This is a genomic window from Labilithrix luteola, assembly GCF_001263205.1.
Classification (GTDB): Bacteria; Myxococcota_A; Polyangia; order Polyangiales; family Polyangiaceae; genus Labilithrix; species Labilithrix luteola.
On record NZ_CP012333.1, the window covers coordinates 8,812,333 to 8,835,646 of the forward strand.

At 67.5% G+C, this 23,314-nt stretch carries 18 protein-coding genes and 1 riboswitch; of the genes, 10 read left to right on the plus strand and 8 right to left on the minus strand.

The window, feature by feature from the left end:
• Nucleotides 1–121 precede the first annotated feature (121 nt).
• Nucleotides 122–1,381: a hypothetical protein gene (locus AKJ09_RS38325; RefSeq protein ID WP_146652791.1), complete on the plus strand. Its 1,260-nt coding sequence runs from the start codon at nt 122–124 to the stop codon at nt 1,379–1,381.
• A gap of 69 nt (nt 1,382–1,450) precedes the next feature.
• Here the strand turns inward: AKJ09_RS38325 and AKJ09_RS38330 are convergent, their stop codons facing one another.
• Together AKJ09_RS38330 and AKJ09_RS38335 are read right to left on the minus strand one after the other, a co-directional pair.
• Nucleotides 1,451–1,981 carry a DoxX family protein gene (locus AKJ09_RS38330; protein ID WP_146652792.1) on the minus strand — a complete coding sequence of 177 codons (531 nt, stop codon included), beginning with the start codon at nt 1,979–1,981 and terminating at the stop codon, nt 1,451–1,453.
• Between the two features lie 134 nt (nt 1,982–2,115).
• Nucleotides 2,116–3,030, minus strand: a complete 915-nt coding sequence (locus AKJ09_RS38335; protein ID WP_240488747.1) for a CvfB family protein — start codon at nt 3,028–3,030, stop codon at nt 2,116–2,118.
• 95 nt (nt 3,031–3,125) lie between these two features.
• Between AKJ09_RS38335 and AKJ09_RS38340 the strand changes: the two genes are divergently transcribed.
• Nucleotides 3,126–4,061, plus strand: coding sequence for an MBL fold metallo-hydrolase (locus tag AKJ09_RS38340; RefSeq protein WP_169928204.1), 936 nt, complete (start codon nt 3,126–3,128; stop codon nt 4,059–4,061).
• Nucleotides 4,062–4,144: 83 nt separating this feature from the next.
• On the opposite strand, the gene AKJ09_RS38345 is transcribed toward AKJ09_RS38340, so the two are convergent.
• Entirely contained in the window at nt 4,145–5,671 is a 1,527-nt protein-coding gene (locus AKJ09_RS38345; protein WP_146652794.1) for a DUF7151 family protein, read from the minus strand.
• A gap of 211 nt (nt 5,672–5,882) precedes the next feature.
• Nucleotides 5,883–6,001: riboswitch (cobalamin riboswitch) on the minus strand.
• Between the two features lie 155 nt (nt 6,002–6,156).
• Entirely contained in the window at nt 6,157–8,043 is a 1,887-nt protein-coding gene (locus AKJ09_RS38350) for a fatty acyl-AMP ligase (RefSeq protein WP_146652795.1), read from the minus strand.
• A gap of 183 nt (nt 8,044–8,226) precedes the next feature.
• On the opposite strand from AKJ09_RS38350, the gene AKJ09_RS38355 reads away from it, so the two are divergent.
• Together AKJ09_RS38355 and AKJ09_RS38360 are read left to right on the plus strand one after the other, a co-directional pair.
• Nucleotides 8,227–8,490, plus strand: coding sequence for a hypothetical protein (locus AKJ09_RS38355; protein ID WP_146652796.1), 264 nt, complete (start codon nt 8,227–8,229; stop codon nt 8,488–8,490).
• A 41-nt stretch (nt 8,491–8,531) separates the two neighbouring features.
• Nucleotides 8,532–9,539: an RluA family pseudouridine synthase gene (locus tag AKJ09_RS38360; RefSeq protein ID WP_240488749.1), complete on the plus strand. Its 1,008-nt coding sequence runs from the start codon at nt 8,532–8,534 to the stop codon at nt 9,537–9,539.
• Here the strand turns inward: AKJ09_RS38360 and AKJ09_RS38365 are convergent.
• Both AKJ09_RS38365 and AKJ09_RS38370 read right to left on the minus strand, forming a co-directional pair.
• Nucleotides 9,536–11,731: an ATP-binding protein gene (locus AKJ09_RS38365; protein WP_169928205.1), complete on the minus strand. Its 2,196-nt coding sequence runs from the start codon at nt 11,729–11,731 to the stop codon at nt 9,536–9,538. The two genes, AKJ09_RS38360 and AKJ09_RS38365, sit on opposite strands and share 4 nt — an antisense overlap.
• 104 nt (nt 11,732–11,835) lie before the next feature.
• Nucleotides 11,836–12,843, minus strand: coding sequence for a lysylphosphatidylglycerol synthase transmembrane domain-containing protein (locus AKJ09_RS38370; RefSeq protein WP_146652798.1), 1,008 nt, complete (start codon nt 12,841–12,843; stop codon nt 11,836–11,838).
• Between the two features lie 318 nt (nt 12,844–13,161).
• Between AKJ09_RS38370 and AKJ09_RS38375 the strand changes: the two genes are divergently transcribed.
• Nucleotides 13,162–14,211 carry an AAA family ATPase gene (locus AKJ09_RS38375; RefSeq protein ID WP_275936683.1) on the plus strand — a complete coding sequence of 350 codons (1,050 nt, stop codon included), beginning with the start codon at nt 13,162–13,164 and terminating at the stop codon, nt 14,209–14,211.
• Nucleotides 14,212–14,218: 7 nt separating this feature from the next.
• Here AKJ09_RS38375 and AKJ09_RS38380 read toward each other — a convergent pair whose 3' ends face one another.
• Nucleotides 14,219–15,037, minus strand: coding sequence for an MOSC domain-containing protein (locus AKJ09_RS38380; RefSeq protein WP_169928206.1), 819 nt, complete (start codon nt 15,035–15,037; stop codon nt 14,219–14,221).
• 300 nt (nt 15,038–15,337) lie between these two features.
• Here AKJ09_RS38380 and AKJ09_RS38385 point away from each other — a divergent pair, with 300 nt between their 5' ends.
• Nucleotides 15,338–16,975 carry a flavohemoglobin expression-modulating QEGLA motif protein gene (locus AKJ09_RS38385; protein WP_240488750.1) on the plus strand — a complete coding sequence of 546 codons (1,638 nt, stop codon included), beginning with the start codon at nt 15,338–15,340 and terminating at the stop codon, nt 16,973–16,975.
• Nucleotides 16,976–17,024: 49 nt separating this feature from the next.
• Here AKJ09_RS38385 and AKJ09_RS38390 read toward each other — a convergent pair whose 3' ends face one another.
• Nucleotides 17,025–17,819, minus strand: a complete 795-nt coding sequence (locus tag AKJ09_RS38390; RefSeq protein ID WP_146652800.1) for an enoyl-CoA hydratase/isomerase family protein — start codon at nt 17,817–17,819, stop codon at nt 17,025–17,027.
• A gap of 139 nt (nt 17,820–17,958) precedes the next feature.
• On the opposite strand from AKJ09_RS38390, the gene AKJ09_RS38395 reads away from it, so the two are divergent.
• The 4 genes from AKJ09_RS38395 to AKJ09_RS38410 are packed head-to-tail and all read left to right on the plus strand — an operon-like array spanning nt 17,959 to nt 23,285.
• Nucleotides 17,959–18,243 carry an acyl carrier protein gene (locus AKJ09_RS38395; protein WP_146652801.1) on the plus strand — a complete coding sequence of 95 codons (285 nt, stop codon included), beginning with the start codon at nt 17,959–17,961 and terminating at the stop codon, nt 18,241–18,243.
• A gap of 4 nt (nt 18,244–18,247) precedes the next feature.
• Nucleotides 18,248–20,509 (plus strand): beta-ketoacyl-[acyl-carrier-protein] synthase family protein, encoded by a 2,262-nt coding sequence (locus tag AKJ09_RS38400; protein ID WP_146652802.1) that lies wholly within the window; start codon nt 18,248–18,250, stop codon nt 20,507–20,509.
• A gap of 23 nt (nt 20,510–20,532) precedes the next feature.
• On the plus strand, nt 20,533–21,351 hold the full coding sequence (locus AKJ09_RS38405; RefSeq protein WP_205633919.1) for a hypothetical protein: 819 nt from the start codon (nt 20,533–20,535) through the stop codon (nt 21,349–21,351).
• Nucleotides 21,348–23,285: a beta-ketoacyl synthase N-terminal-like domain-containing protein gene (locus AKJ09_RS38410; RefSeq protein WP_146652804.1), complete on the plus strand. Its 1,938-nt coding sequence runs from the start codon at nt 21,348–21,350 to the stop codon at nt 23,283–23,285. The genes AKJ09_RS38405 and AKJ09_RS38410 overlap by 4 nt, the downstream gene beginning before the upstream one ends.
• Nucleotides 23,286–23,314 lie beyond the last annotated feature (29 nt).

Below are 23,314 nucleotides of genomic sequence, written 5' to 3' on the forward strand. Positions count from 1 at the left end.
CGCGAAGAACGAGTAGCCAACAAGCAGCGAGCGCTCCGAGCTGGCCCCAGGCCGGGGTGGTCAACGCAATTGCCGAGGGATTCCTTTGGGCATCTTCAGGCGCGCGATGTACTCTTCTTGCGTGGGCGGAAGGGTCGCAGCGACGGTGTTCGCGACGGCAGGCTGCACGCTTGCTGTCTTCGCACTCATTCGGGCCGTTGGCGCGTGCTCGTCGCCCTACGGCGAAGCCACCGCGACTGCGAACGATGCCGCCCCCAGTGCGGCGGACTCGCAAGACGCGCGCGGCGTGCCGGATCCGTGTCAGCACGCGTTCGTCGCGGAACCGCCCGACAACGACGACGCGCCCGACGAAGTCCTTCCGCCGTTCGGTATCGCCGTCGATGCGATTCAGGTCCAGGGCAACCAAGAAAACCCGCTCGCGCTCGACCTCGACAACGTCTGCACGTGTGAAACGGGCGCGGGCACCGCCCACGAAGGAAAGTCGAGCTGCATCACCGCAGCGAGCCGATGCGATCTCGACGGCGGCCGAGACAACGCCGTCGGCGAGTTCGTCAGCGGTCTCGGCGCGTTCTACGCGGTCGATAAGTTCCCCAACGCGCTCATCCAGCAAGGGCGTCGCGGCGTCCTCACGCAGCTCGGCAAATACAACGGTCGCGCGAACGACAAGGACGTCGCGCTCGGCATCATCCTCTCCGAGGGCATTCACTCTCAGGGCTGTCCGAACTCCACCGCGCAGCACGGCACGACGTGGGACACCTGGAGCCCGGGTTGGTGCGGCGACGACAAGTGGTCGCTCCCGAGGGACGGTGTCTTCCAGGTCTCGAGCGGTGCGGTGTTCGTCGTGGTCGGCACGGGCTACGTGCGCGACTACCAGCTCGTCGTCAACTTCGAGAAGAGCACGGTCTCCGTACCTTTCGACGACGCCTACGCTCTCCTCGTCAGCAGCGCGATCATCACGGGCAAGCTCGTGCCTCTCGGCGAGGACATGAATCCGCGCGACCCGTCGGTGCCCCCGAGGACGGACAAGGAGAAGCGCTTCTATCGCGTCGACGACGGCGTTCTGGCCGGGCGCATCTCGACGCACGACCTCCTCGCGGCGATCGGCTCATCGAAGCAGTCCCAGACCGTCGAGCAGACTTGCCTGCAGAGCCTCTATCCGGTGCTCAAGGACAGGGTCTGCTCGTCGGCCGACATCGCACGCTCGGCGGACTTGGACTTCCAGCCCGATGCGGGGTGCGACGCACTTTCGACCGCCATCCGGTTCACGGGCAAGCCCGCGCTCTTGGGCGAGGTCTACGACCGGAATCGCCCCTCGACGCCCTGCGAGCCGGGGCCCAACGGCGAGCCGCTCGACGCCGGCGTTTCGTATCTCTGTCCCTGAAGCACGAAGACGAAACGCAGAGGCGGACGGTGCTTCTGCCCCTGCGTCGTCTCGAGCTTCGACGGCTTCTCACCGTGACAGGCGGCGGCCGAGGAGACCGTCGAGCGACCACGCACCCGCGCCTTTGACCATGACGATCAGCGCGAGGCCGATCGCGAGCAGGTGGTACTCGATGCCTTCACCGGCCTGCGCGCCCATCCAGTTCATGAAGAAGCCGAACTTTGCGTGCACCATGAAGACGGCGACGAGCATGTTCGCGGCGATGCCGAGCGCGGCGATGCGCGAGAGCGCGCCGACGATCAGGCCGATCGAGCCGAGGAACTCGGCGGCGATCGCCAGCGCCGCGAAGGCCGCGGGAATGCCCATCTGACCGGTGAAGAAGCCCATCGTGCCGCTGAAGCCGTGACCGCCGAAGAGGCCGAGCGCCTTCTGCGCACCGTGCGGGAACATCACCAGGCCGAGCGCGATGCGGGCGACCAGCGGGGCCACGTCCGAGCTCGTCCGCGTGAGGCGCTGGAGCACACTTCCGGTGCCGGTCGCACGGTCCGCGATGTCCGAGGTGCTGGGGGCGAAAGACTTGATCGAAGTGCGAGCGGCCATGGTGTCAGTTCCTTCCGTGTTCTGACCAACACCATGCACCGTTGCTTGACGATGGATTAGATAGACTCTCGCGACCGAACTGTTGTCGAACGACGAACAGTTGGCCCGCCGCGACCGTGCGTCGAGCCCGCGCCCTACTTCTTCTTCGGTGCGCGTCCCTTGTCCTGACGAAGGACGAGGAATCCTTCGTTGTCGATCGCGGCCGAACCATCTTTGAGAAGGCGGCCGGCGGCTCGCTTGAACGCCTTCTTGCTCAGACCGAAGACCTCACGAATGCGCTCCGGATCCGAGCGATCGCCGATGCGCGGGGCGCCCGGCTGGCCGAGCACGGTGAGGATCTTCTTCGCGTCGCTCTCGAGCTCTTCGTGGGCGTGGCCACGCAAGGAGAGCTCGATCTTTCCGTCGGGAAGGATGTTGCTCACGCGGAAGCGCGCCTGCTCGCCGCGCGAGAGATGGTGCGGTTCACCTGCTGGCAAGAGGCCCACGAAGGCGCGCTCGATGATGACGAACACGCCGATTTGCGGGTCATTGCGCCAGGCTTCGCCCTCGACCCATTCGTCGAGCTCGAACTCACCCTGGTCGCGCAGCATCTCGCTCACGCGCATCGTGCCGGCGAGGCGGCCGGTGTCGTCGACGTAGAGGCCGATGGCGTAACGCTCGCCCACGCGCATCTCGGTCGTCTGTTCGGCGAAGGGAACGAGCAGCTCCTTGGGGAGCCCCCAATCCGCGAACGCGCCGATCTTGGTGACGTCACGAATGGTCAAGAACGCCACGTCGCCGAGCTCGAGCAGTGGCCGGCGCGTGGTGGCGAGGGGACGTCCCTCCGAGTCGAGTGCCACGAAGACATCGACCGCGTCACCCTCCTTGGCGTTCGGCGGAATCTCGGGGCCGAGAAGCAAGACGACCTCGGCATCGGGGCGCGTGTCGGTCTCGTCGACGGCGAGGAAGGCGCCCGGAGTGCCGAAGCGGCGGATGCGGAGCGTGGCCGAGTGGCCGATGAGGTCGCGCATCTCGACGCGCTGGTGACGGCGGGGAGGGGTTTGGGCCACGTGGATGCTTCTCCCTTAGCAGGCCGGCCGTGCGCGTGCTGCTGGGATTGGCGGGGCATTCCGATCCGCTCCCGAACGGTACTACGATGGCGGCCATGACGACGCGTCATTCCCGAATCACGATCGATGCCGACGTCACTCCGCGCTTCACCGCCGCGTACCTCCGCCTTGCCGGCGACGAGTGCGCGTTCGTCGAAGCCCATACCGCGCACGCCGTTCCGAAGCTCCTCGCCGCGCTGGCCGAGCAGGGAAAGAAGCCGGAGGATGTTCGTTGGGTGGTCGTGACGCACGCGCACCTCGACCATGCGGCGGGCGCGAGCGCGCTGCTCGCCAAGTGTCCGAACGCCACGCTCCTTGCCCACCCGCGCACCGCAAAGAACCTCATCGACCCCGAGAAGCTGATCCAGGGAGCGACCGCCGTTTACGGTGAGGCCCGGTTCAAGGAGCTCTACGGCACCGTGACGGCCATCCCGAAGGAGCGCGTGCGCGCTCTTGCCGACGGCGAGAGCTTCGAGCTCGGCGATGCCAAGCTCACCGTTTGGCACACCTCGGGGCACGCCTATCACCACTTCGCGGTCGACGATCCGGCCGTCGAGACGGTCTACACGGGCGATACGTTCGGCCTCGTGTACCCAGCCCTGCAGGCGCACGGGCGCTTTGCGATCCCCTCGACGAGCCCCACGGGGTTCAACGCCGCCGAAGCGCGCAAGAGCATCGACAAGGTGCTCTCGCTCGGCGAGCGATGGGTATGTCCCACGCACTACGATGGCTACGAAGACAAGCAGGTGATCGCGGATCAGCTTCGTCGGTTCATCGATCGCGCCGAAGCCTGGGTGGAATCGGCGGTGAACGGGAGTGAGAGTCCCGAGCAGATGGAAGCGCGCTTCGCCGAGAATTGGCGCAAGGCGATCGCCGAAGAAGCGCCGCAGTTCGGTCCGAAGGAGCAGGCGCTTCTCGACCTCGACGTCGAGCTGAATGCCCAAGGCCTCGCGTTCGTTGCCAACGCGCAGCGCGCCGAGGCGCGGCGGTGACACCTACGATTTCGCGACGCTCAACCTGACGCGCGAAGCACCGAACCGCTCGGGGTGAACGGTTCGGTGCCCGGCGGCGCGCTTCAGCGCAAGAACGTGCGAACCGTCTTGTTGCCGGTCAGGTCGCACACGGAGAGGACGAGGCCTTCCTTGGCGGCCACGAGGTCGAACGAGCCCGGGAGAACGGTGTCGAACGACGGCGTCGTGTCGGTGATCGACGCGTACGCGCGGACGGCCGTTCCCTGGCGGACGGCGATCGACATGCGCGTGCCGAGGCCCGAGAGATCGAGCTCGCTCGTCGCCCCCGTGACGCCGAGCGTCACCGTCTCCCACGTCACGTTCGCGAGGTCCGTGAGGGCCGCACGGCGAACCGAGAGCGCACCGTTCGTGTCGATGCATCCTGCATAGAGTTTGCCGTCGGCGAATCCGAGGTCGACGCGCGTGGCGCCGGCGCAGGACCCGATCTCGACGAACTCCGAGGCTTGCGTCATCGTGGCAGGGGTGGCCGTCGCGCGAATCGTGGCCTTGCCGCCGGCGAGGTACGCTCCTACGAGCCTGCCGCCTGCGTTGATCAGCTTCGGAGCCGTGGCGTTGCTCGCGGCCGCTTCCACGGTGGCGAGGTTCTTCCACACGTTGGAGAGGTTGCCGAACTGATCGACGGGGAAGGTCGACAGCGTCATGCCGACGTTCTTCTGCGCCATGAGCGCGTAGAGCACGTGGTCGACGAAGGCGATGCTGTGTGCCTTGCCCGGCGAGAAGGCGGGCGTCAGCGCATACGTGCCTTTGCCGCCGTCCTTGACGACCGAGATGAGGCCGCCGAACGAGGTGTAGTTCGTCGTGTAGTAGGAGCTGCCGCTGTCGAAGGCGAGCTCGGAGTACGCGTAGAACTGCGGCGTGTAGCGACCCTGGTACGCCTTCCACGACGCGTTCACGCCCGCTCCGGCGAAGCCGTAGACCGCGAAGACGTTTGCGCCCGAGTACACGCCGCCGCCGTCCCAGATCGGTCCTTCGCTCGCGAGCTGCGCGCGGTACGCGGCGTCGTTGAACATGAAGCCGAGGCGCGCCGTCTGGTCGACGTCGTTCACGGCAAGCGCGAAGCTGTACGCCGTCGTCACCGCGGGTAGGGCAGGGAGCTCGGGCCACGCCGGGAGCGTGTTGCACAGGTACTTCGTCGACTTCGCGTCGACTTCGACGTCGTCGAGCGTGCCGTTCGCGTTGACGTCGAGTCCGACCTGCACGGCGATGCCGCCGTTCGCGCAGTGGTCACCGGCGAGCTCGCTCACCGTGCGAATCAGCGACGAGGCGCCGTCTTTGCCGTTCGCTCCATCGTCGCCGTCGGTCCCGTCGGTCCCGTTCGTCCCGTCGGTCCCGTTCGTCCCGTCTTTGCCGTTGGTTCCGTCTTTGCCGTTGAGCCCATCCGCGCCTTCGGCGCCGTTCTTACCGTTCGTCCCGTCTTTGCCGTTCGTTCCGTTGCTGCCGTCTTTGCCGTCGACACCATTCGTTCCGTCGACACCATTCGTGCCGTCGTCCGCGCTGCAGCCCACCGAGGCAAGCACGACCGCGCACACGAACGCGCTGAGAACTTCCCGAGACCATCGTCCGGAGATCATGAAACGCTCGCATTCTTCGTGGCGAACCCGAGGCACACCGACCTCGCGCGCAGTGCAGGAGCGGCGAAGAGCGATGCGTTCAGGCGGTGGATGCACGAACGCGTGCAACCACACTTGGTGACCGGATGCTTCCCTCGAAGCAGGGCCGGGCAACGCGAGCTGTAGTCGAAACGATCAGGACGACGAGACGACGTGGGCTCGGGCCATCACCAGGTCTTCGGACTCCGGAGATCTCACGCGGCGGGTTTTCGCCTTCGATGACGAAAGCGAAACGCTACGTGACTCTCCGATACCGCTGCGGGGCAGCTCCGGGTTCTCACCGGATTCCCTTAAATGTCAGTCCACCGGGACCGACGGCATATGGCAGACGCGGAGCTACCAGCCTGCCCGGACCACGTCAATGCGCAGTCGAGCGCAGCACCTCGTTGGGGTGCGCGCTCGACGCGTGTGCTGGATGCGCTTGAAGCGTTCGCCCTGACGCTCGGTCAGTCGTCCTTCTTGCGACCGCCGAGCACGGCGAGCTTGAAGTACGAGAGCTGGCTCTTGGCGGCTTCCTTCAACATGCCCACGCGATCGTGCTCGCGCGTGCCCTTGCGGCTGAGAAGCTCGCCGGCTTCGTAGAGCTCGCGGGTCTTCGCACGCTGGAGCTTGCCGCTCGAGGTCTTCGGGAGCACGCCATGGGCGAGAGGAACCACGTCGTCGAGGACGAGGCCCATCCCTTCTTGAACGGCCTTGCGGATGGCCGCGACGATCGGCTGGCGGGCCGCGGCGAGGGCGCGAGCATCGAGCTCCTTCGGGGCGTCTTGCACCTCGAAGGCGACGACCACGCGCTCACGGTCGCGCTCGACGCCGGACGGATCACGCGCGCCGAAGGCGATGATGTTGCCCTTGCGGACGCCGGCGACGTGGCTCGCCTCCCACTCGATGTCCTGCGGGTAGTAGTTGCGCCCGTTGACGATGATGACTTCCTTCGAACGGCCACAAATGAAGACGTGGCCGCTGTCGAGGAAGCCGAGGTCGCCAGTCTTCAGCCACTCGCCCGCGAAGGTGCTCTTCGTGCGCTCGGCGTCTTCCCAGTAGCCCTTCATCACGCTCGGGCCCTTGATGCGGAGCTCGCCGACGTGACCTTCGGGCAGCGGCGTTGCGCCCGTCTCGTCGCCTTCAGCGAAGACTCGGACGTCGTGCAGCGGGAAAGCCTTGCCGCAGGACACGAGGCGGATCGCGCGCTCGGCGCTGGGCTCGGTCTTCTTCGCGACGTTCTCGGCCCAAAGCGTGTCGCTGTCGACCGCGATGGTCTTCATGCCCTCACCGAGCTCGGTGAAGGTGACCGCGAGCGACGACTCCGCCATGCCGTAAGAGGGCAGGAGCGCGTTCTTGTCGAAGCGCACCTTCGAAAACGCGTTGACGAAGTTCTCGAGGGTCTCGGGGCGAATGGGCTCGGCACCGCAGCCGGCGACGCGCCAGCTCGAAAGGTCGATGCCTTCGAGCTCTTTCTCTCGGATTCGCTTCACGCAGAGCGCGAAGGCGAAGTTCGGCCCGAACGAGACCGTTCCCTTGTGGCGCGTCATCGCCTGGAACCAGGTGATGGGGCGCTTGAGGAAGAGGAGGGGCGGCAAGAACACGACGGGCGTTCGCATCGCCAGAGGGGCGATGACGAAGCCGATGAGCCCCATGTCGTGGTAGAGCGGCAGCCACGAGACGCCGACGTCGTGGCTGCGCATCTTCAGGCCGTCCTCCACGATGCACCTCATGTTCGCCATGAGGTTGGCGTGGGTGAGGGTCACGCCCTTCGGCCGCGAGGTCGAACCGCTCGTGAACTGGAGGAAGGCGACGTCGTCGGGCGTGAGCTTCACGCCCTTGAGCGGCTCGAGCGACTCGCGGATCGCCTCGACGGCGACGACCTGCTCGAGCGACGGCGACGAGGCTTGGACGGTGCCGAGCAGGCGCTTGATCTGCGACGTGGTCACGAGCGCGCGGGCGCCGCTCTTGGCGACGATGTGGCGCGTGTTGTCGAGATAGGTCTGCAGTTGGCCAATCCCCAGGGGGGGATAGATGGGGACGGGGATGATGCCCGCCCGAATGGCCCCGAAGAAGCAAAGGACGAAGTCCTCATTGGCCGGCAGGATCAGGGCGACGCGGTCACCCTTCTCCAGGCCGAGGGCCTGTAGCGCTCCGCCGTAGCGGGCGCTCGACCGCTCGAGGGCCGTGTAAGAGAACGACGCCTCGCTGGTCGCGGAAGGCGAAAAACCAGGCACGCCGTCTTCGGAGACGAAGCGGAACCCTAGGGTTGGGTCCGCCTTCGCGGCGTGTTCGATGGCATGGGCCAGCGTGGGGAAGGCGGGGTACTCGGCGTTGGACGACGCGGTCGCCATTCCAATCTTTCTAGCAGAAGCGCGGCTGTCCTGGGGGATGCGCGTGAAGGAACGTGCACCGATGAGCCGCACACGGCCGGGCGAGCGACCGGACCGAGATCGTTTGGCGCGCCTTCGAGCGGCGTCCCTTTGACACGGGCATCGCGCCTTCGCGATACTAGACCTCCCCAGGAGGCTTATCTGATGCCGCTGATCGAGACCGAGGAAGCTGCACGTCGTCTTGCCCGAGCCATCGCAAGCGATCTCAGCCTTTACAACGAGGAAAAGATCGTCAACGGCATCACGAACGACAATCTCTTCGAGAGCCTCGCCGAGGAGATCGAGGAAGGCCGCGCGCTCTACAAGCGCCGCGTGGCCCCCGAGCTCTACCCTCGAAACTTCTACGACCGTGCCCTCGTCGACATCCTGATCAAGGCGAAGGGGCACATCAAGTCGAAGATTTGGTAGGCGCGGCAGGGGGGACACTGACTCCGTCGAAGAATCCGATCGTGCTTGTCGTGCCGCGCGAAGCCGCGGGCGCGCGTCTCGATCGTTTTCTGGCGACCACGCTTTCGGCGATGGAGGGCGGGCCCTCCCGTTCCGAGCTCCAGCGTTGGATCGAGCACGGCGGGGTGACCGTCGACGGCGTCACCAAGAAGGCGGCCGAGAAGCTGCGCGAGGGCGCACGCATCCAGGTCAAGCCGGAGGCGCCGCCGCCTACCGAGGCGCTCGCCGAAGAGGGAATCGAGTTCGAGGTCGTCCATGCCGACGACGACCTCATCGTCATCGACAAACCGCCGGGGCTCGTCGTGCACCCGGCGCGCGGTCACCGGACCGGAACGCTCGTGAACGGCCTTCTCGCGCTCGGCGCCTTCGATAGCGCGACCTTCGAAGAAGAGAGCGAGGACGACGACGAACGTGAGGAGTGTGATCCGAGCGCGATCCGCTTCGCCACCGAGCGCCAGCGCCCTGGCATCGTGCACCGGCTCGACAAAGGGACGAGCGGGCTCATGGTCGTCGCGCGCTCGGTTCGCGCACGTGAGCTCCTCAAGGCCCAATTCGCCGAGCACTCGATCGAGCGCGAGTACGTCGCGATCTGCGTGGGCAACGTGAAGAAGACGACGTTCGACACGCTCCACGGCCGGCACCCCACCGATCGGCTGCGATTCTCGTCGAAGGTTCGCAGCGGCAAGCGCGCGGTGACCCACGTGCGGCCCCTCGAGACGTTCGCGGGCGGAGCAGCCACGCTCGTTGCCTGTCGTCTGGAGACGGGGCGCACCCATCAGATTCGCGTGCACCTTGCCGACAACAAGACGCCCATCCTCGGCGATCGTCTCTACGGCAAGACGCCCAAGCACGATGTCCTTCGCGAGCTCGCCGAAGCGCTCGGCCGCCCGGCGCTGCACGCGCGCGTCCTCGGTTTCGTCCACCCCGCCACGGGGAAGAAGATCCGGTTCGAAGCGGAGCCGCCCGCCGACTTCCAAGTCGCCCTGACGGCGCTTCGCGCGATTCCTTAGTTCGACGCGTTCGGCGCGGTGGGGAGCTCCACCGTGAAGACGGTGTGCTCGCCCGGACGGCTGTCGACGCGGATCGTACCGTGATGGGCCTCGACGATTTGTCGAACGATGTAGAGGCCGAGGCCGAGACCGCCGATCGCAAACGGCGCAGCGCGCTCGAAGCGCTCGAAGATTCGTGGCCGCTGATCCTCGGGGATGCCGACGCCTTCGTCTTCGACGGTCAGGCGAGCCTTGCCCCCGTCGCCGCGCTCGACGGCGATTCGAACCGGATGTCCGGCGCCGAATTTGAGGGCGTTGGAGACGAGATTCGTCACGACCTGCTCGATGCGTCCGCAGTCCCAAGATCCGACGACGGCCTCCTCCGGGCCACGAAAGACGAGCTCGCATCCGGCGCGTGCCGCCGAAACCTCGTTGCGCTGGAGGACCTCACGCACGAGCGCGACCAGATCGCACGTCTCGTAGGCGAGAACGAGGCGGCCGGCACGGATCCGCGTGAGATCGAGCAACTGATCGACGAGGATCGAAAGTCGGTTGGCCTGTCGCTCGCTCTGCGCGGCATACCGTCGGAGTTTGGCGACCACCTCCGCGGGGGCGGCCTCCTCCGGGGCGCGCGTGCGCAGCATGCCCTGAAGCAAGAGCAGGAGTGACGTGAGCGGTGTCCGAAGCTCGTGGGAGGCAATCGAGAGAAACTCGTCGCGCGCGCCGATGGCTTCCTGGGCCGAGCGGTAGAGCCGCGCGCTGTCGATGGCGCTTCCGGCCATGCGTGCGAGGGATTCGGCACCGTCGATTTCTTCGTCCGCGAAGCGCCTTGCCGGATCGGCGGGCAGGAGCGTCAGGCTGCCGACGAGATGCCCGCGTGCATGGAGCGGCACGCAGAGGGCCGTCGAGCCCGAGCTGCGCGTGAGCACCTCGGCTCGCCGCGTCGCCAGGGCCTCGTCGCGGATCTTTCGTAACGCGGGCTCGAATTCGACCGAGCCGGCGGCGTCCGGCTGAAGCTCGCCGTCGAGCCCGGTGACCACGAGCTCCGTCGCTCCGTCTTCGCCGAAGACTTCGAGCGTGCACCATCCCTCGGCGTACTGCGACCCGAAGCGCGCGACGGCGGCGGTGGTTTCGGCGTAGTCGAGCGTCGAGGCGAGCGCACGGCTCGCGGTCGCGAGGAACTGGAGGCGCGCGGTTCGCTGCTCGACGCGAAGCTCGAGATTCTCGTGTGCGCGCTGAATCTCTTGCTGCGCCAGGCGGAGCGCCTCGAAGCTTCGTTCGAGGTTCATCGTCATTTGGTTGAGCGAGCGCGCCAGTTGGCCCACCTCGTCGCGCGATTCCACCGCGACCTTCTGCGAAAAGTCCCCTTTACCGACGCGGTCGGCGACGCGATGCACTTCACGCAGCGACTGCGAGAGCGAACGCGCGACGGAGGCCGTGAGTCCAATCCCGGTCGTCTCGACGGCGAGCACGAGGAACACGAGGAAGCCGAGGAGCATCTTCTCGAGATCTCGCGAGCCCATGGCAAAGGCGTTCGCGAACTCGTTTTCGAGTTCCGTCAGCCGTTCGTCGATGGCTTCGATACGCTCGAGGTGGCGCTCGATCGTCGACGCGTCCGCGGCCCCCGATCGGATGACGGCTCGGAGTGCCGCGGCTTCCTTCATGATCTCCTCGACGAGGTCGTCGGCGATGAGCCAGCGGGAGACCGCGTCGCGCACGTAGCTGGCGTCGCGGAAGCGGCGATAGAACGTGATGAGGCGGCTCGTGTCCTCGTAGTCGATCTGGCCGGTCAGCAGCAGCTCACGAACGCGTGCCCGATCGACGACGGGCTTTTCCATCTCGAGGCGTGCAGCGCGATCGGCAAGCGGCACGCGCAGGTGCTCGAGGAAGCGCTGGTAGTCCTGTTCGTCGTGCGTCTGCTCGTAGCGGAGGATGCTCACGACGGCTTGCTTCTGCGCCTTCGACCAGCGCCCTTCGCCGTCCACGAACACGCGGATCGACGACATGGTGGAGGTCACGAACCAGAGCGTGAGCAGCTCGGTCGCGACCAGCACGGCCATGAGGCCGACGACGAGGTAGAGCTTGCGAGCAACCGGCAAGTCTCGCCATCGCTGCGCCAGGTGCCTGCGAGATGGTTTGACGTCGTTGCGGGGCGGCCGGCTATCCGGCGAAGCTCCGCCGAGCGAGCGCGAAGAGCCCGTGTCCGCCGTCATCGGGGGATAGTCTCGAACCGGCGGGCGCCGCATGCCACCGAAGAATCTGTCGCAAGGGCGGTCCGGTCGCCACCATGGAGCTTCGGGGAGGGTGAGGGGGAGATTCAGTGGCCGGCGCGACTCGGGGCGGGCGCTTCGGCGGATTCCGCCTCGGCGCGTGCGTCCGAGAGAAGGCCCGGGTGCCGACGCTTGAGCAGCGAGAGCGCCACGAAGCCCACCACCACGGCGAACCAGAGCGTCGCGAAGCGCACCAGAATCATGGCGGCCGCGGCGATTCCCCGCTCCACATGGCCGAGCTCCGTCATCTGCGCCATGAGCGAGCCCTCGGTCACGCCGAGGCCGCCGGGGACCGGAATGATCGCGCCGATGAGGGTGCTCGTCGCATAGAAGAACATGGCGAGCGGAATGCTCGTCGACAGGCGGAAGCCCACGAGGATGACCCAGAGCGCGAGGCACTCGAGCATCCAGGCAGCCGAGGAGAGAAGGCTGGGCAGGAGGAGATTCCGCGGCCGCAGCATCATCGCGAGGCTGTCGTAGGCAGCTTCGAGCTTCGGGGCGATCCTTCCGAGCTTGCCGGGGAGCCGGCCGACCACGCCGATGAGCGCCAGCGAGAGGTTGCGGTTCGCGACGATCACGAGCAGCGCGAGAACGAGGGCTGCGCCGACGGCTGCCCAGACGAGGCCGCCCGAGAAGCCGAGCGACCCGATGACGATGAGGACGACGATGCCGATGACGTCGGTGGCGCGTTCGGCGACGACGATCGGCGCCGTCTTGGTCATCGGTACGCCATGAGTCTCGTGCAGCACGAGAGACTTGAAGACTTCACCGACCTTGCCCGGCGTGACGGTCAGCACGAAGCCCGAGAGGAACGTGAGGAAGCTATCGAGCTTTCCGACCCCGCGAATCTCGAGGCGCGAGAGATAGAACTCCCACTTCAAGAAGCGAACGACGTAGTTGCCGAATGCGAGGGCGCAGGCGGCGGCGAACGCCGAGAAGTGGAAGATCTCGAGCGACGCCGAAATCTTGTCGAGGCCGCTGTAGACGACGAAGCCGCCGTAGACGGCAACGCCGAGGAGCATGGCGACGAGGATGCGACGGATGTTCGCCTTCATGCGTGTTCGTTTCCCCCGAGTCGTCCCAGTTCGAGCATGGAGTGCGCTGGCGCCGGACAACGTACGGTGCCCCGCCCGCAATCACGAGCGCGAGCGCGCCGGCCTGCTACGCAGGAGCTTGGCATGGCGCGACGCACTGCACGATCAAGGCCTTTGCTCGACTGACGAATCTGACGAATGGGATGGATCTGGGCGCGCTGCCTCACGGAGGGGTGCGGTCTACACGGCCGGCGCCCGGGCAGCAACGGCGTCGGATGGGCTCCGCCGCTCGACCGGCTTTGACATAACGCCCTGCATCGTGCGAACAGAAAGGACATCGTGAGCGATTCGACGGCTTCGAAAGGCCACTCCAGCGACCGTCCGAGCGATGCCGAGCTGCTGGCCCGAGCGTCCGGGGCCCGAAAATCCCTCCAGACGGCGATTTCGGCGAAGGTCGTCGGACAGGAAGAGGTCATCGACCTGATGCTCGTGGCGCTGCTTGCGCGCGGCCACGCCTTGCTCGTCGGTGTTCCGGGCCTCGCAAAGACCCTCCTCGTGGCTTCGCTCGCCGAGGCGCTCGATCTCTCTTTCGGTCGCGTTCAGTTCACGCCGGACCTGCTTCCCGCGGACATCACCGGTACGGACGTTCTGCAGGAGGACGAAGACAACCAAGGCGTCGTGCATCGCCGGGTTCGCTTTCTGCCCGGCCCGATCTTCCACAACCTGATCCTCGCCGACGAGATCAACCGCACGCCGCCGAAGACGCAGGCGGCGCTGCTCCAAGCCATGCAGGAGCGCCGCGTGACGGTCGGCACCACGACGCACGAGCTGCCCGATCCGTTCCAGGTCTTCGCCACGCGCAACCCGATCGAGCAAGAGGGCACCTATCCGCTTCCCGAGGCGCAGCTCGACCGCTTCCTCCTCGAGATCCACGTCGAGTACCCGTCCGAGGCCGAGGAGCGGGAAATCGCTCGCCGCACGACGAGCGCAGACGTCGGGAAGGTGCCGCGTGTCCTCGAAGCATCGGAGGTGCGTGCGCTCCAAGCGCTGGTGCCGCGCATCCCCGTGACGGACGCCGCCGTGGCGCTCGCCGTCGCTCTCGGTCGTGCGACGCGCCCGAAGGGCGTGCGTGGTCATGCGTCGGATGCCGTTCCGCGCGAGGTCAACGAGTACGTCCGTTTCGGGGCGGGACCTCGCGGCTCGCAGGCGCTCGTCCTCGCGGCCAAGGCTCGTGCCGCCCTGCGAGGTGAAGCTGCCGCCGACGTGGAAGACGTCCGCGCGCTCGTGGTGCCGGTGCTGCGTCACCGCCTCGTCATGAGCTACCGCGCGGAGGCCGAAGGCGTGTTCGACACCGACGTCCTCAAGAGCGTGCTCGCCAGCGTGAGCTGAGCGGCGGCTACGAAGCCCGCGGCTCGACGTAGCGAACCTCGTCGCCCACGCGGACGACGCCCTCGCCGTCGGGGATCAGGTTCTGTGCAAAGTGCACCTTGTTGCCCTCGCGACGATACTGCGAGAGCGTGCGCAAGGGTTCTTTGCCGACCTTGGCGGTCTCCTGGTCGACGGTGGTGACCTGGCAGCGCGCGCAGCGCTTCGGCATGCGGAAGGCGAGGCTTCCCACGACCGCGCGCTCGAAACGGTCTTCCTCGAAGGCTTCGCCTCCCTCGACGACGAGGTTCGGCCGGAAGCGGTTCATCGGAACGGCGTCGGCGAGGCGACCGTTGAGCTCGGCGAGCGAAGCCAGAGAGGCGAGGAGGACCGGGAAGCCATCCGCGAAGCCCACGCGATCGCCGGGGCGCGCGTACTCGATTTCGACCTGGCGAACGACGTCGTCAGGCATGAAGACGAGCGAGCATTCCGTTTGCAGGTGCTCGGAGAGAAGGGCGCTTGCGTCGCCCTGGACTTCCAAAGCGTCGACCTCGTCGTCCCAGACGCGCACGCTCCGCTTCGGATGGTCGGGGAAGGCGGGAGCGAGCGCCAGAATCGTGCCCTCGGGAGACGCAGGCGTGGCGATCGTTAGCGTTGAAGTCGCCGCGTCGAGACGCGCCTCGACGAGCGCGAGACGCGGATGCGATCGCTGGGAAAGAAAGACGCCTTCACGATCGACGATCATGAAGCGGCGATCGTGCCGCAGGCCGCTCACGAGCACGTCCGACTCCGCGAGGCGGGTTCCTCGAGCGCCTTTTACCGGATAGATCCACAGCTCCGCGATGCGCACGCCTGTGCGTCTAGCACGATGCGAGTGATGCAAAGCAGATCGCCGCTCCCTACCCAAGAGCTCGTCCAAGAACTCGCACGACGCGCGCGCTCGACGTCGCCGGACGGACGACGCACGGACCACCCGCGGCGAGGACGACCTCGCGTGGCGTGCGTGAGCTTACGTGAGCTACGTGAGCTACGTGAGCTACGTGACCGGTCTGACGTAAGAGAGTCGCGTGGGTCGACGAGGCGCGTGCGAGCCACGGTCACGCTCGATTTGCTGGAAATTGCAGCCGTATGTTGTGAGAATATGGGTTGAATGGGCGAACGAGCGGCCGCGGGCGAGATCGAGCGCCGGAAGGGCAAAGACGAAGGCGACGTGAAGCCCGAGCGGGAGTCGAGCGCCCGAATGGATCGCGACGTCAAAGCCGAGCGTGAGGCGAAGGCCGAAAAAAGCGAGAGGCCGGACAAGCCCGAGAAGAGCGAGAAGCCCGAGAAGCCCGAAAAGAGCGAGAAGCCCGAAAAGAGCGAGAAGAGCGGCTCGACGCGGGGGAGCGTGCCTCCGCCGGCTCCGAGCGAGCCGCGTGGGCTCAAGTCGGATCGCGCGAGCGGGAGCTTGCCGCCCGAGGAAGGCCATCCGTCGATTCCTCCGCTTCCCGCGGCGGGCCCTTGGCGGAGCTACAAGGAGATCGTCGCGCAGCTCGCCGGTCGTATCGTCGATGCTCAGCGCCCCATCCGTGTCCTCCAGGCCGTGCGCTGGGACAACTCGGTCGAGGAGCAGTTTCGGAAAGCGAAATTCCGCGAGCTCCCCAAGGTCGACTCCGACTACTACGCAAAAAGCGATCTGGGGTTCAACCCGCAGGACCAGTCGGCCATCTTCGAAGAGATCGCGCGGGACGTCGATCGCGAGCTCGGCGAGGCCGACGCGATCGGCAACATCCTCTCGCGTACGGCGCTCGAATACCGCGACGTCGTCCGCATGCTCGGCGCGCGCGGCACGCCGGTCTTCTACGCGTACTCACGCAAGCTCTACGGCTCACCGAAGGACAAGTTTCCCGACGGCAAGACGTCGCTGCGCGATCTCGGCCACGTCCTCTACGAGATCCTCACGAACATCGACGACTCGCTCCTGGGCATGCGTTACGAGCGCAACATCTCCGCGGAGGACGCTGCCGCCGAGCTGAACGAGCGCTTCTCGCGCTACTTCGACGATTGCGCCGTGCGCGTCGAGATCGATGACACGATCCTCTCCGATGCCGCGGCGGGCAGCGACTACGTCAAGGTTCGAACCGGCGCGAAGTTCTCGGCGCGCGACATCGACATCCTCGAGGTCCACGAGGGTTGGGTTCACGTCGCGACCTCGCTCAACGGCCAGGCGCAAGCGGTCGCCAAGTGGCTGAGCAAGGGCCCGCCGCGCACCACCACCGTGCAAGAAGGGCTCGCGGCGCTCTGCGAGATCTTCACGTTCCGCACGTATCCTCGTCGCGCCCGCCGCCTCAACGATCGCGTCGTCGCGGTCGACAAGGCCGAGGACGGCGCGAACTTCATCGAGGTCTTCGAGTGGTTCCGCACCGAGGGCTACGACGAGGAAGAGTGCTTCCACAACACGCGCCGCATCTTCCGAGGCGGCGTCGTCGAGGGCGGCGCGCCATTTACGAAGGACGCCTGCTACTGCAAGGGCATCGTCCTCAACTATTCGTTCATCCGCAGTGCCATCCAGCACAACCGCGTCGATCTCATTCCGTTCCTCTTCGTCGGAAAGGTCGCGCACGAAGACGTGCCGGTGCTCGCGCGACGCGTGAACGACGGCGTAGTGAAGCCGCCGCGCTACTTGCCTCCGATGTTCCGCGATCTGAATGGCCTCGCCATCTGGATGGCGTACTCGACCTTCTTCACGCGGCTCGGCGGCGACGCGATCAGCGACTACTACGCGAAGCTCTTCGCCCGCGCCGGCTGACGAGTCTCAGCCGGAACGGGGGGCCAGGCAAGAGAAGGCCGGGGAAGGCTCAGCGGCCGCGGAACTGCGGCTTGCGCTTCTCGGCGTACGCGTTGAGGCCTTCCTTCGCGTCGTTCGAGGCGAAGAGCTCGGCCTGGAGCTCGCGTTCGAGAGCGAGCCCCTGCTCGAGGCTCGTCTCGAGGCCGCTCTGGACGGAGCGCTTGATGGCGCCGACGGCCTTGGCGGCGCCTGCCGGCGGGCAGAACGCGCGGGCGTAGTCGATGACCTTGCGGAGGAACTCCTCGTTCGAGTCCGTCGCCCAGACCTTGTTGACGAGACCGAGCTCGGCGGCGCGGTTCGTGTTCATCTTGGTGCCCTCGACCATCATTTCGATGGCGCGCGCTTTCCCGACCATGCGGGCGAGTCGCTGGGTGCCGCCCGTCCCGGGCAGGACGCCGAGGGCCACTTCGGGCAGTCCGAGCTGGAAGTCGCCGGCCCGGGCGATGCGGAGATCGCAGGCGAGTGCGATTTCGAGTCCGCCGCCGACGGTGTGACCGTTGAGCGCGGCGATGCAGAGCTTGGGCGTCTGCTCGAGGCGGCTGATGGTCTCGTTGGCGTGCAGGCAGAAGTAGTATTTGAACGTCGAATCGGCCTCGCGAAGCATGTTGATGTTCGCGCCAGCGCAGAAGAACTTGTCGCCGTGGCCGGTGATGACGATGACGTGGACGTCGTTGTCGAAGCGCGCCTCCAGGATGCAGGCGTCGAGCTCCTTGAGCATCTCGTGGGTGTAGGCGTTGACCGGCGGATCGCTGAGGGTCAGGACCGCAACGCCCTTCTCGGTCATGTAGTTCACGAGGGTGCCCATGCGCGCTCTCCACTCTTCCGAAGGGGGCCATCGGTTCATCGGGGCCCCATTGAATTGATGATTTCCGCTATACAGCGGTCGGGTTTGGTGGAGAAGCCCCTCCCGTGGTAGGTGGGAGCGCCGTTTTCTCCAGCTTTCGATGCAACGCACCGACCTGAAAAGCAAAATCAAAGCGCTTCTCGTCTCCGAGCTGAACCTCGCGGGGCGTGATCCGTCGACGCTCGACGACGACGCACCTCTCTTCGGGGAAGGTGGGTTGGGACTCGATTCGCTCGACGCCCTCCAGATCGCCATGTTCGTCGAAGAGCAATTCGGCGTGCGAGTCCCCGAAGGGGACGCAGCGAGGCCAATTTTCCGCTCGGTGAGCACGCTCGCGGACTTCATCGAAGGCGCGAAGGCCGGTCAGGCCGTCACGACGGGATGATGCCGTGATCGTCGTCACCGGTCTCGGCGCGGTTACCGCGCTCGGCTCGACATTGGCCGAGACGTGGGAGCGCCTGGTCCGGGGGGAATGCGGGCTGCGAGAGCTCTCGCTGTTCGAGGCGCCCGGCTACCGCTCGAAACTGGTCGGTGAAGCGACCAGGGTGGCGGGGGCGGATGCCCACCCTGGCGGTAACGACTACTCCCGCACGAGCGAGCTCGGCCTTTTGGCGGCCCGCGAGGCCTTGGCGCACGCGGGCCTCTCGCGTGGGCCCGATGGCTCATGGGGTGGTCGTCGCGTGGGGCTCGTCATGGGCGGCTCGACGGCGGGCATGCTCGAGACGGAGTCGCTGCTCGCGGTGCTCGTGCGCCCCGAAGGGACGGTCGACCCGGCGGCGCGCGAAGAAGCGTTGGGCCGGATGCTCAGCCACCCGCTCAGCGCGCCGACCGATCGCCTCGCGCGCGAGCTCGGGCCTTTCGCGCGCGTCCGAACGCTCTCGAGTGCGTGCTCGAGCGGCGCCAACGCGATTGCCATCGGCGCCTCGTGGCTCGAACTCGACCTCGTCGACGTCGTCCTGTGCGGTGCGGCTGACGCCCTCTGTCGCGTCACGTTGAGTGGCTTCAACGCGCTCGCCGCGATCGATCCGGCAGGCGCAAAGCCGTTCGACCGACGTCGCAAAGGCCTCACGCTCGGAGAGGCCGCAGGCTTCGTGGTGATTGAGCGCGCGGAGGCGGCCTCAGCGCGCAAGAAGGATGCGGTCTGCACGCTTCTGGGATGGGCCACCCGGTCCGAGGCCCACCACATCACGAACCCCGAGCCAACGGGCGCCGCTCCGATTCGCGCGATGGAGGCCTCGCTCGCGCGCGCGGGTCTCGCTCCCTCGGAGATCGACTACATCAACGCGCACGGCACGGGCACACCGCTCAACGACCCGATGGAATCGCGTGCGCTCGCCCGCGTCTTCGGCTCGCACCTCGCCGAGATCCCCGTCTCCAGCAACAAGGGACAGATCGGGCACACGTTGGCAGCCGCCGGCGCCGTCGAGGCCGCGATCACCGCGCTCGCCATCGCCGAGGGCACGATTCCGCCCACCGGCGGTCTCGAGGAGCCCGACCCCGAGTGTCCGCTTCGCCACGTGCTCAGCGCCGAGAAGCGCGAGGTGCGTGCCGCGATGTCGAGCTCGTTCGCGTTCGGCGGCATGGATACGGTGCTCGTCCTCGGGCGCGTGCCGAAGGGCCCGCCAACGCCGGCGCCTCGGCCAACCTCCAAGCGCGTCGTCGTGACGGGCGTGGCATCGCTCACCCCCGGGCATCTCCTCTCGGGCGAAGCCGTGGCGACGTTGCCGTCGCTCCCGGCCGGAGGGCCCGCGATCGAGCCGGGGCTTCTCGCCGGGCTCGATGCCGATCGTGCGCGACGCCTCGACCGCGCGTCGCGACTGGCGGCCCTCGTGGCCGAGCAAGCACTGGGCGGCCCGGGGCTCACGGATGCGGACGTTGGCGTCGTGCTCGGGTCGGCGTTCGGCGCGGTCGACGCCTCCTCGGCCTTCATGCGCCGCCTCGTCGAAAAGGGGGCGCGCCTCGTGAGCCCGGCGGACTTCCCGAGCCTCGTTCCGAGCTCGCCTGCCGGGCACGTCTCGATCTACCTAGGGCTCAAAGGCCCATCGATGGTCGTCGCGGATCTGGCGACGTCCGGTGAATGCGCGCTCACGCACGCGTTCGAGCTCATCACCGCGGGCGAGGCCTCACGGCTCGCGGTCGTGGCCGTCGAAGAGCGAAGCGCCATCGTCGAGGAGGTGCTCAGCGTGCTCTTCGACGACGATGACGCCTCGAGCGACGCGCAATCGGCGGCGAAGCGGCGCGAAGGTGCCGCGGCGCTCGCTCTCGCCTCGGCGGAGGTGGCGGGCCAGCGTGGGCTACCGATCTTCGCGGAGATCGCGAGCATCAGGTCGTGGTCGACGGGCGCCGATCCGCTTGCGCGCACGGGCGCGTCGGGGCCGCTCGCTGGGCCGATTCCAGCGCCGGTGGGCGAGGGGGTCGTCGTCCTCGGCTGCACGCACACGCACTCCGAAGAGGTCCTCGCGCGGTCCGGCTGGGCCTCGTGTCCGCGTGTCGTCTGCAGCGATCACGCCGGCACGCACGAAGCCGTCGGCGGAGTCGCACTGACCGTCGCGGCGGCGATGATCGCGCGCGGCGAAGCATCGGAAGCGCTGTGCGTGGGTACGGCACGCGGCTCTGGCTACGCGGTCGTGCTGCGTCGATGGGTGCCGTGAAGCGACCCGCACGAGGTCCGGCCATGCTGGACGGCGTGCTCGCCGGTTCGTCCGGATTGCGAACGGCCATTCTGCTTCTCGGATTGCCGCTGCTCGTGGGCTGCGGTCGTCCAACGTCCCTCGGCGACGGTGTTTGGGGATCGCTCGGCAACACGCGCGGCGTTCGGTCGGGCCCCGTCGAGATGGCGGAGGTCTCGCAAGAGGAGTGGACCGTCTCGCGCGAACGCCTGGCGCGCCTCCGCGAGCACCAGCCGAAGCGACCCTACGTCGAGCGCGTACGCCTTTCGATCGTCGAGCCGCATACGCGCACTCGCTACGAAGCCCGCGGGGCCGTCGCGGTGGACCCAGGGCGTGCCGCGCGGATGATCATGGTCGGCCCGGCGGGCACGACGGCGCTCGACCTCTGGGTGACGAAGGAGCGCTTCCGATTCGCCGTACCCGGCATCAAGCTCGAGAAGCGCGGCGGCACCGATCCGAACGAGATGCGTGGGCTGCCAGTCGGATTTCTGCGCTGGTGGTTTCTCTCGCCCCTCGGGGGGCGGTTGCTGATGGGACGCTCGACGCCCGGCGAGAGCGCCTGGGTGCTCAAGGATGGCCCGGCGATCGTGACCGTGCGCACCGACGGCCAGCACTTCTTCGCGCTCCGGCGTGAAGGTGAACGCCTCGAGGGCATCGAGTGGTTAGGGCGCCTGCTCGTTCCGAGCGCAGGCTCGCGCGGTCACTACATCGAAGGGCGCCTCGGCCTCCGCGTCGACATCGTGGTGGAAGAGGTGCTCGACACGGCGCCCGACCCGGCAGCCTTCGAAGATCCGGATGCTCCTTCCGAAGGGACGACGCTATGAAGACGGCCATTCTCGCGTTCGGAGCGATCTCGGCGCTCGGTGAGGGCCAAGACGCCCTCGGCCTCGTGCCGGTGGGACGCCCCGCCGAACGCGGGATGCGTCGCGACGCCGAGCTCGAACGAGCCGCGTTGCTTCGGCCGTTCTGCGCGCGGGCTGACGGGGCAGGGGATTCTTCGCTCGCGCGCGCCCCGGGCGAGCCGGACCGCGCCACCGCGTTGCTCTCGCGGGCGTTCGAGGCGTGTGCGCGGGAGCTCGATGCTCTCTTGCCAGAATGGCGCGCCATGCGTGTCGGGCTCGCCATCGGGACGTCGAGCGGCGGCATGCGCACCTTCGAGGACGTCGTTCGCGACACCACCTCGCCGCCGTCCGGCGAGTGGTTCGAGGGGACCTACTTCGGGCCCGTCGTCGCCGCGCAGCGCCCCTGTACGTTCGAGCCCTCGGCCCTCGTGCTCGGGGCCTGTGCTTCGAGCACCATCGCGTTGGGACTCGGCCGGGCGTGGCTCGATGCGGGCCATTGCGATCTCGTCTTCGCCGGGGGATTCGACGCGGTGAGCGTCTTTGTCGCCTCGGGCTTCGAAGTGCTTCGCGCCACGGCCTCGGACGGCCTGCCGCGACCCTTCCGTGAGGGCCGCGACGGCCTGGCCCTCGGCGAGGGCGTAGGCATCGCCGCGATGGTTCCCGCGTCGCTCGCGCGCTCGAAGAGCCTCGCCGTGCGCGGGTTCGTGACGGGGTTCGGCGCCTCCTGCGATGCGGTGCATCTGACGGCGCCCGATCGAACAGGGGCAGGGCTCGCACGAGCCGCGACGCAGGCCCTGGCCGACGCAGGGAATCCTCCGATCGACCTCGTCAGCGCGCACGGTACCGCCACTGACTTCAACGACGCGTCGGAAACGCAAGCGTTGGCGAAGGCGCTCGGCGACCGCGCGTCGAAGACGCACGTGCACGCCTTCAAGTCGGTCATCGGCCACACGCTCGGCGCAGCTGGCGTCCTCGAGGCTCTCTCGGCGCTCGAAGCGATGCGCGCCGGCGTGGCGCTGCCGTCGGCGGGCGAGGGCAAGGTTCTCGACGGCATTCGGATCGGCGAGACGTGCGCAGCCTTCGAAGGGCGCACGGCACTCAAGCTCTCGGCCGCGTTCGGCGGAGCGAACGCCGCGATCGTGCTCGCATGCGACGATGTCGAGGAGCGCGAGAAGGCGAAGGCGCGTGACGTCTACGTGTCGCGCGCGAGCCTCGTCGATCGCGCGCCGTCGTCCGCCGAGCTTGCCCAGCGGACGGGCTACGCCGAGGACCGCATCGCACGAGGCGATGATCTCGTGCGCTTGGCCATGGGAGCACTGGCCTTGCTCGACGAAGCGCTGCGTCGCGACGGCAAGGAGGGGCTTGGCGGTGCGGGCATCGTCGTAGGCCACGGCCTCGCCACGATCGATACGAATGCGCTCTACCAGGCTCGCGTTCGCACCGCGGGGGCAAGCCGCGGCGAACCGCGGCGCTTCCCCTACACGACGCCCAACGCGGCGGCGGGTGAATGCGCGATTGCGTTCGGGCTCACGGGGCCCGCCTTCGCCGTCGGAGGGGGACCGCACGGCGGCCTCGAGGCGCTCGCGGTGGCCGCCGATCTCGTGCGTACGAGGGTCGCCGATCGCATCGTCGTGGTCGCCGTGGACGAGGCCGGGGCGGGCTCCCGCCACGTGGCGCCCGAGACAGCTCCGGGCGCCGTCGCGTTGCTCGTCTCGGCGGAGCCGCTTGCCGCGCGGCTGACGTCATGCGCGGTTCGCCTCGATCCGAACCACGCGAGCCAATTGCGCGAGGCATCCAGCCCTAGCGCGATCGAAGCTCACCGGGGCCTCCGTGGTCTTGCTTCGGCCACCCCGCCCGAGGAGCTCGAGGTGGTGACGGCCTGGGGATTTGCCAAGGCAGGCTTCTTCTGGCTCTAATTTGGTCCGATTCGCCGTACATTGTCGGA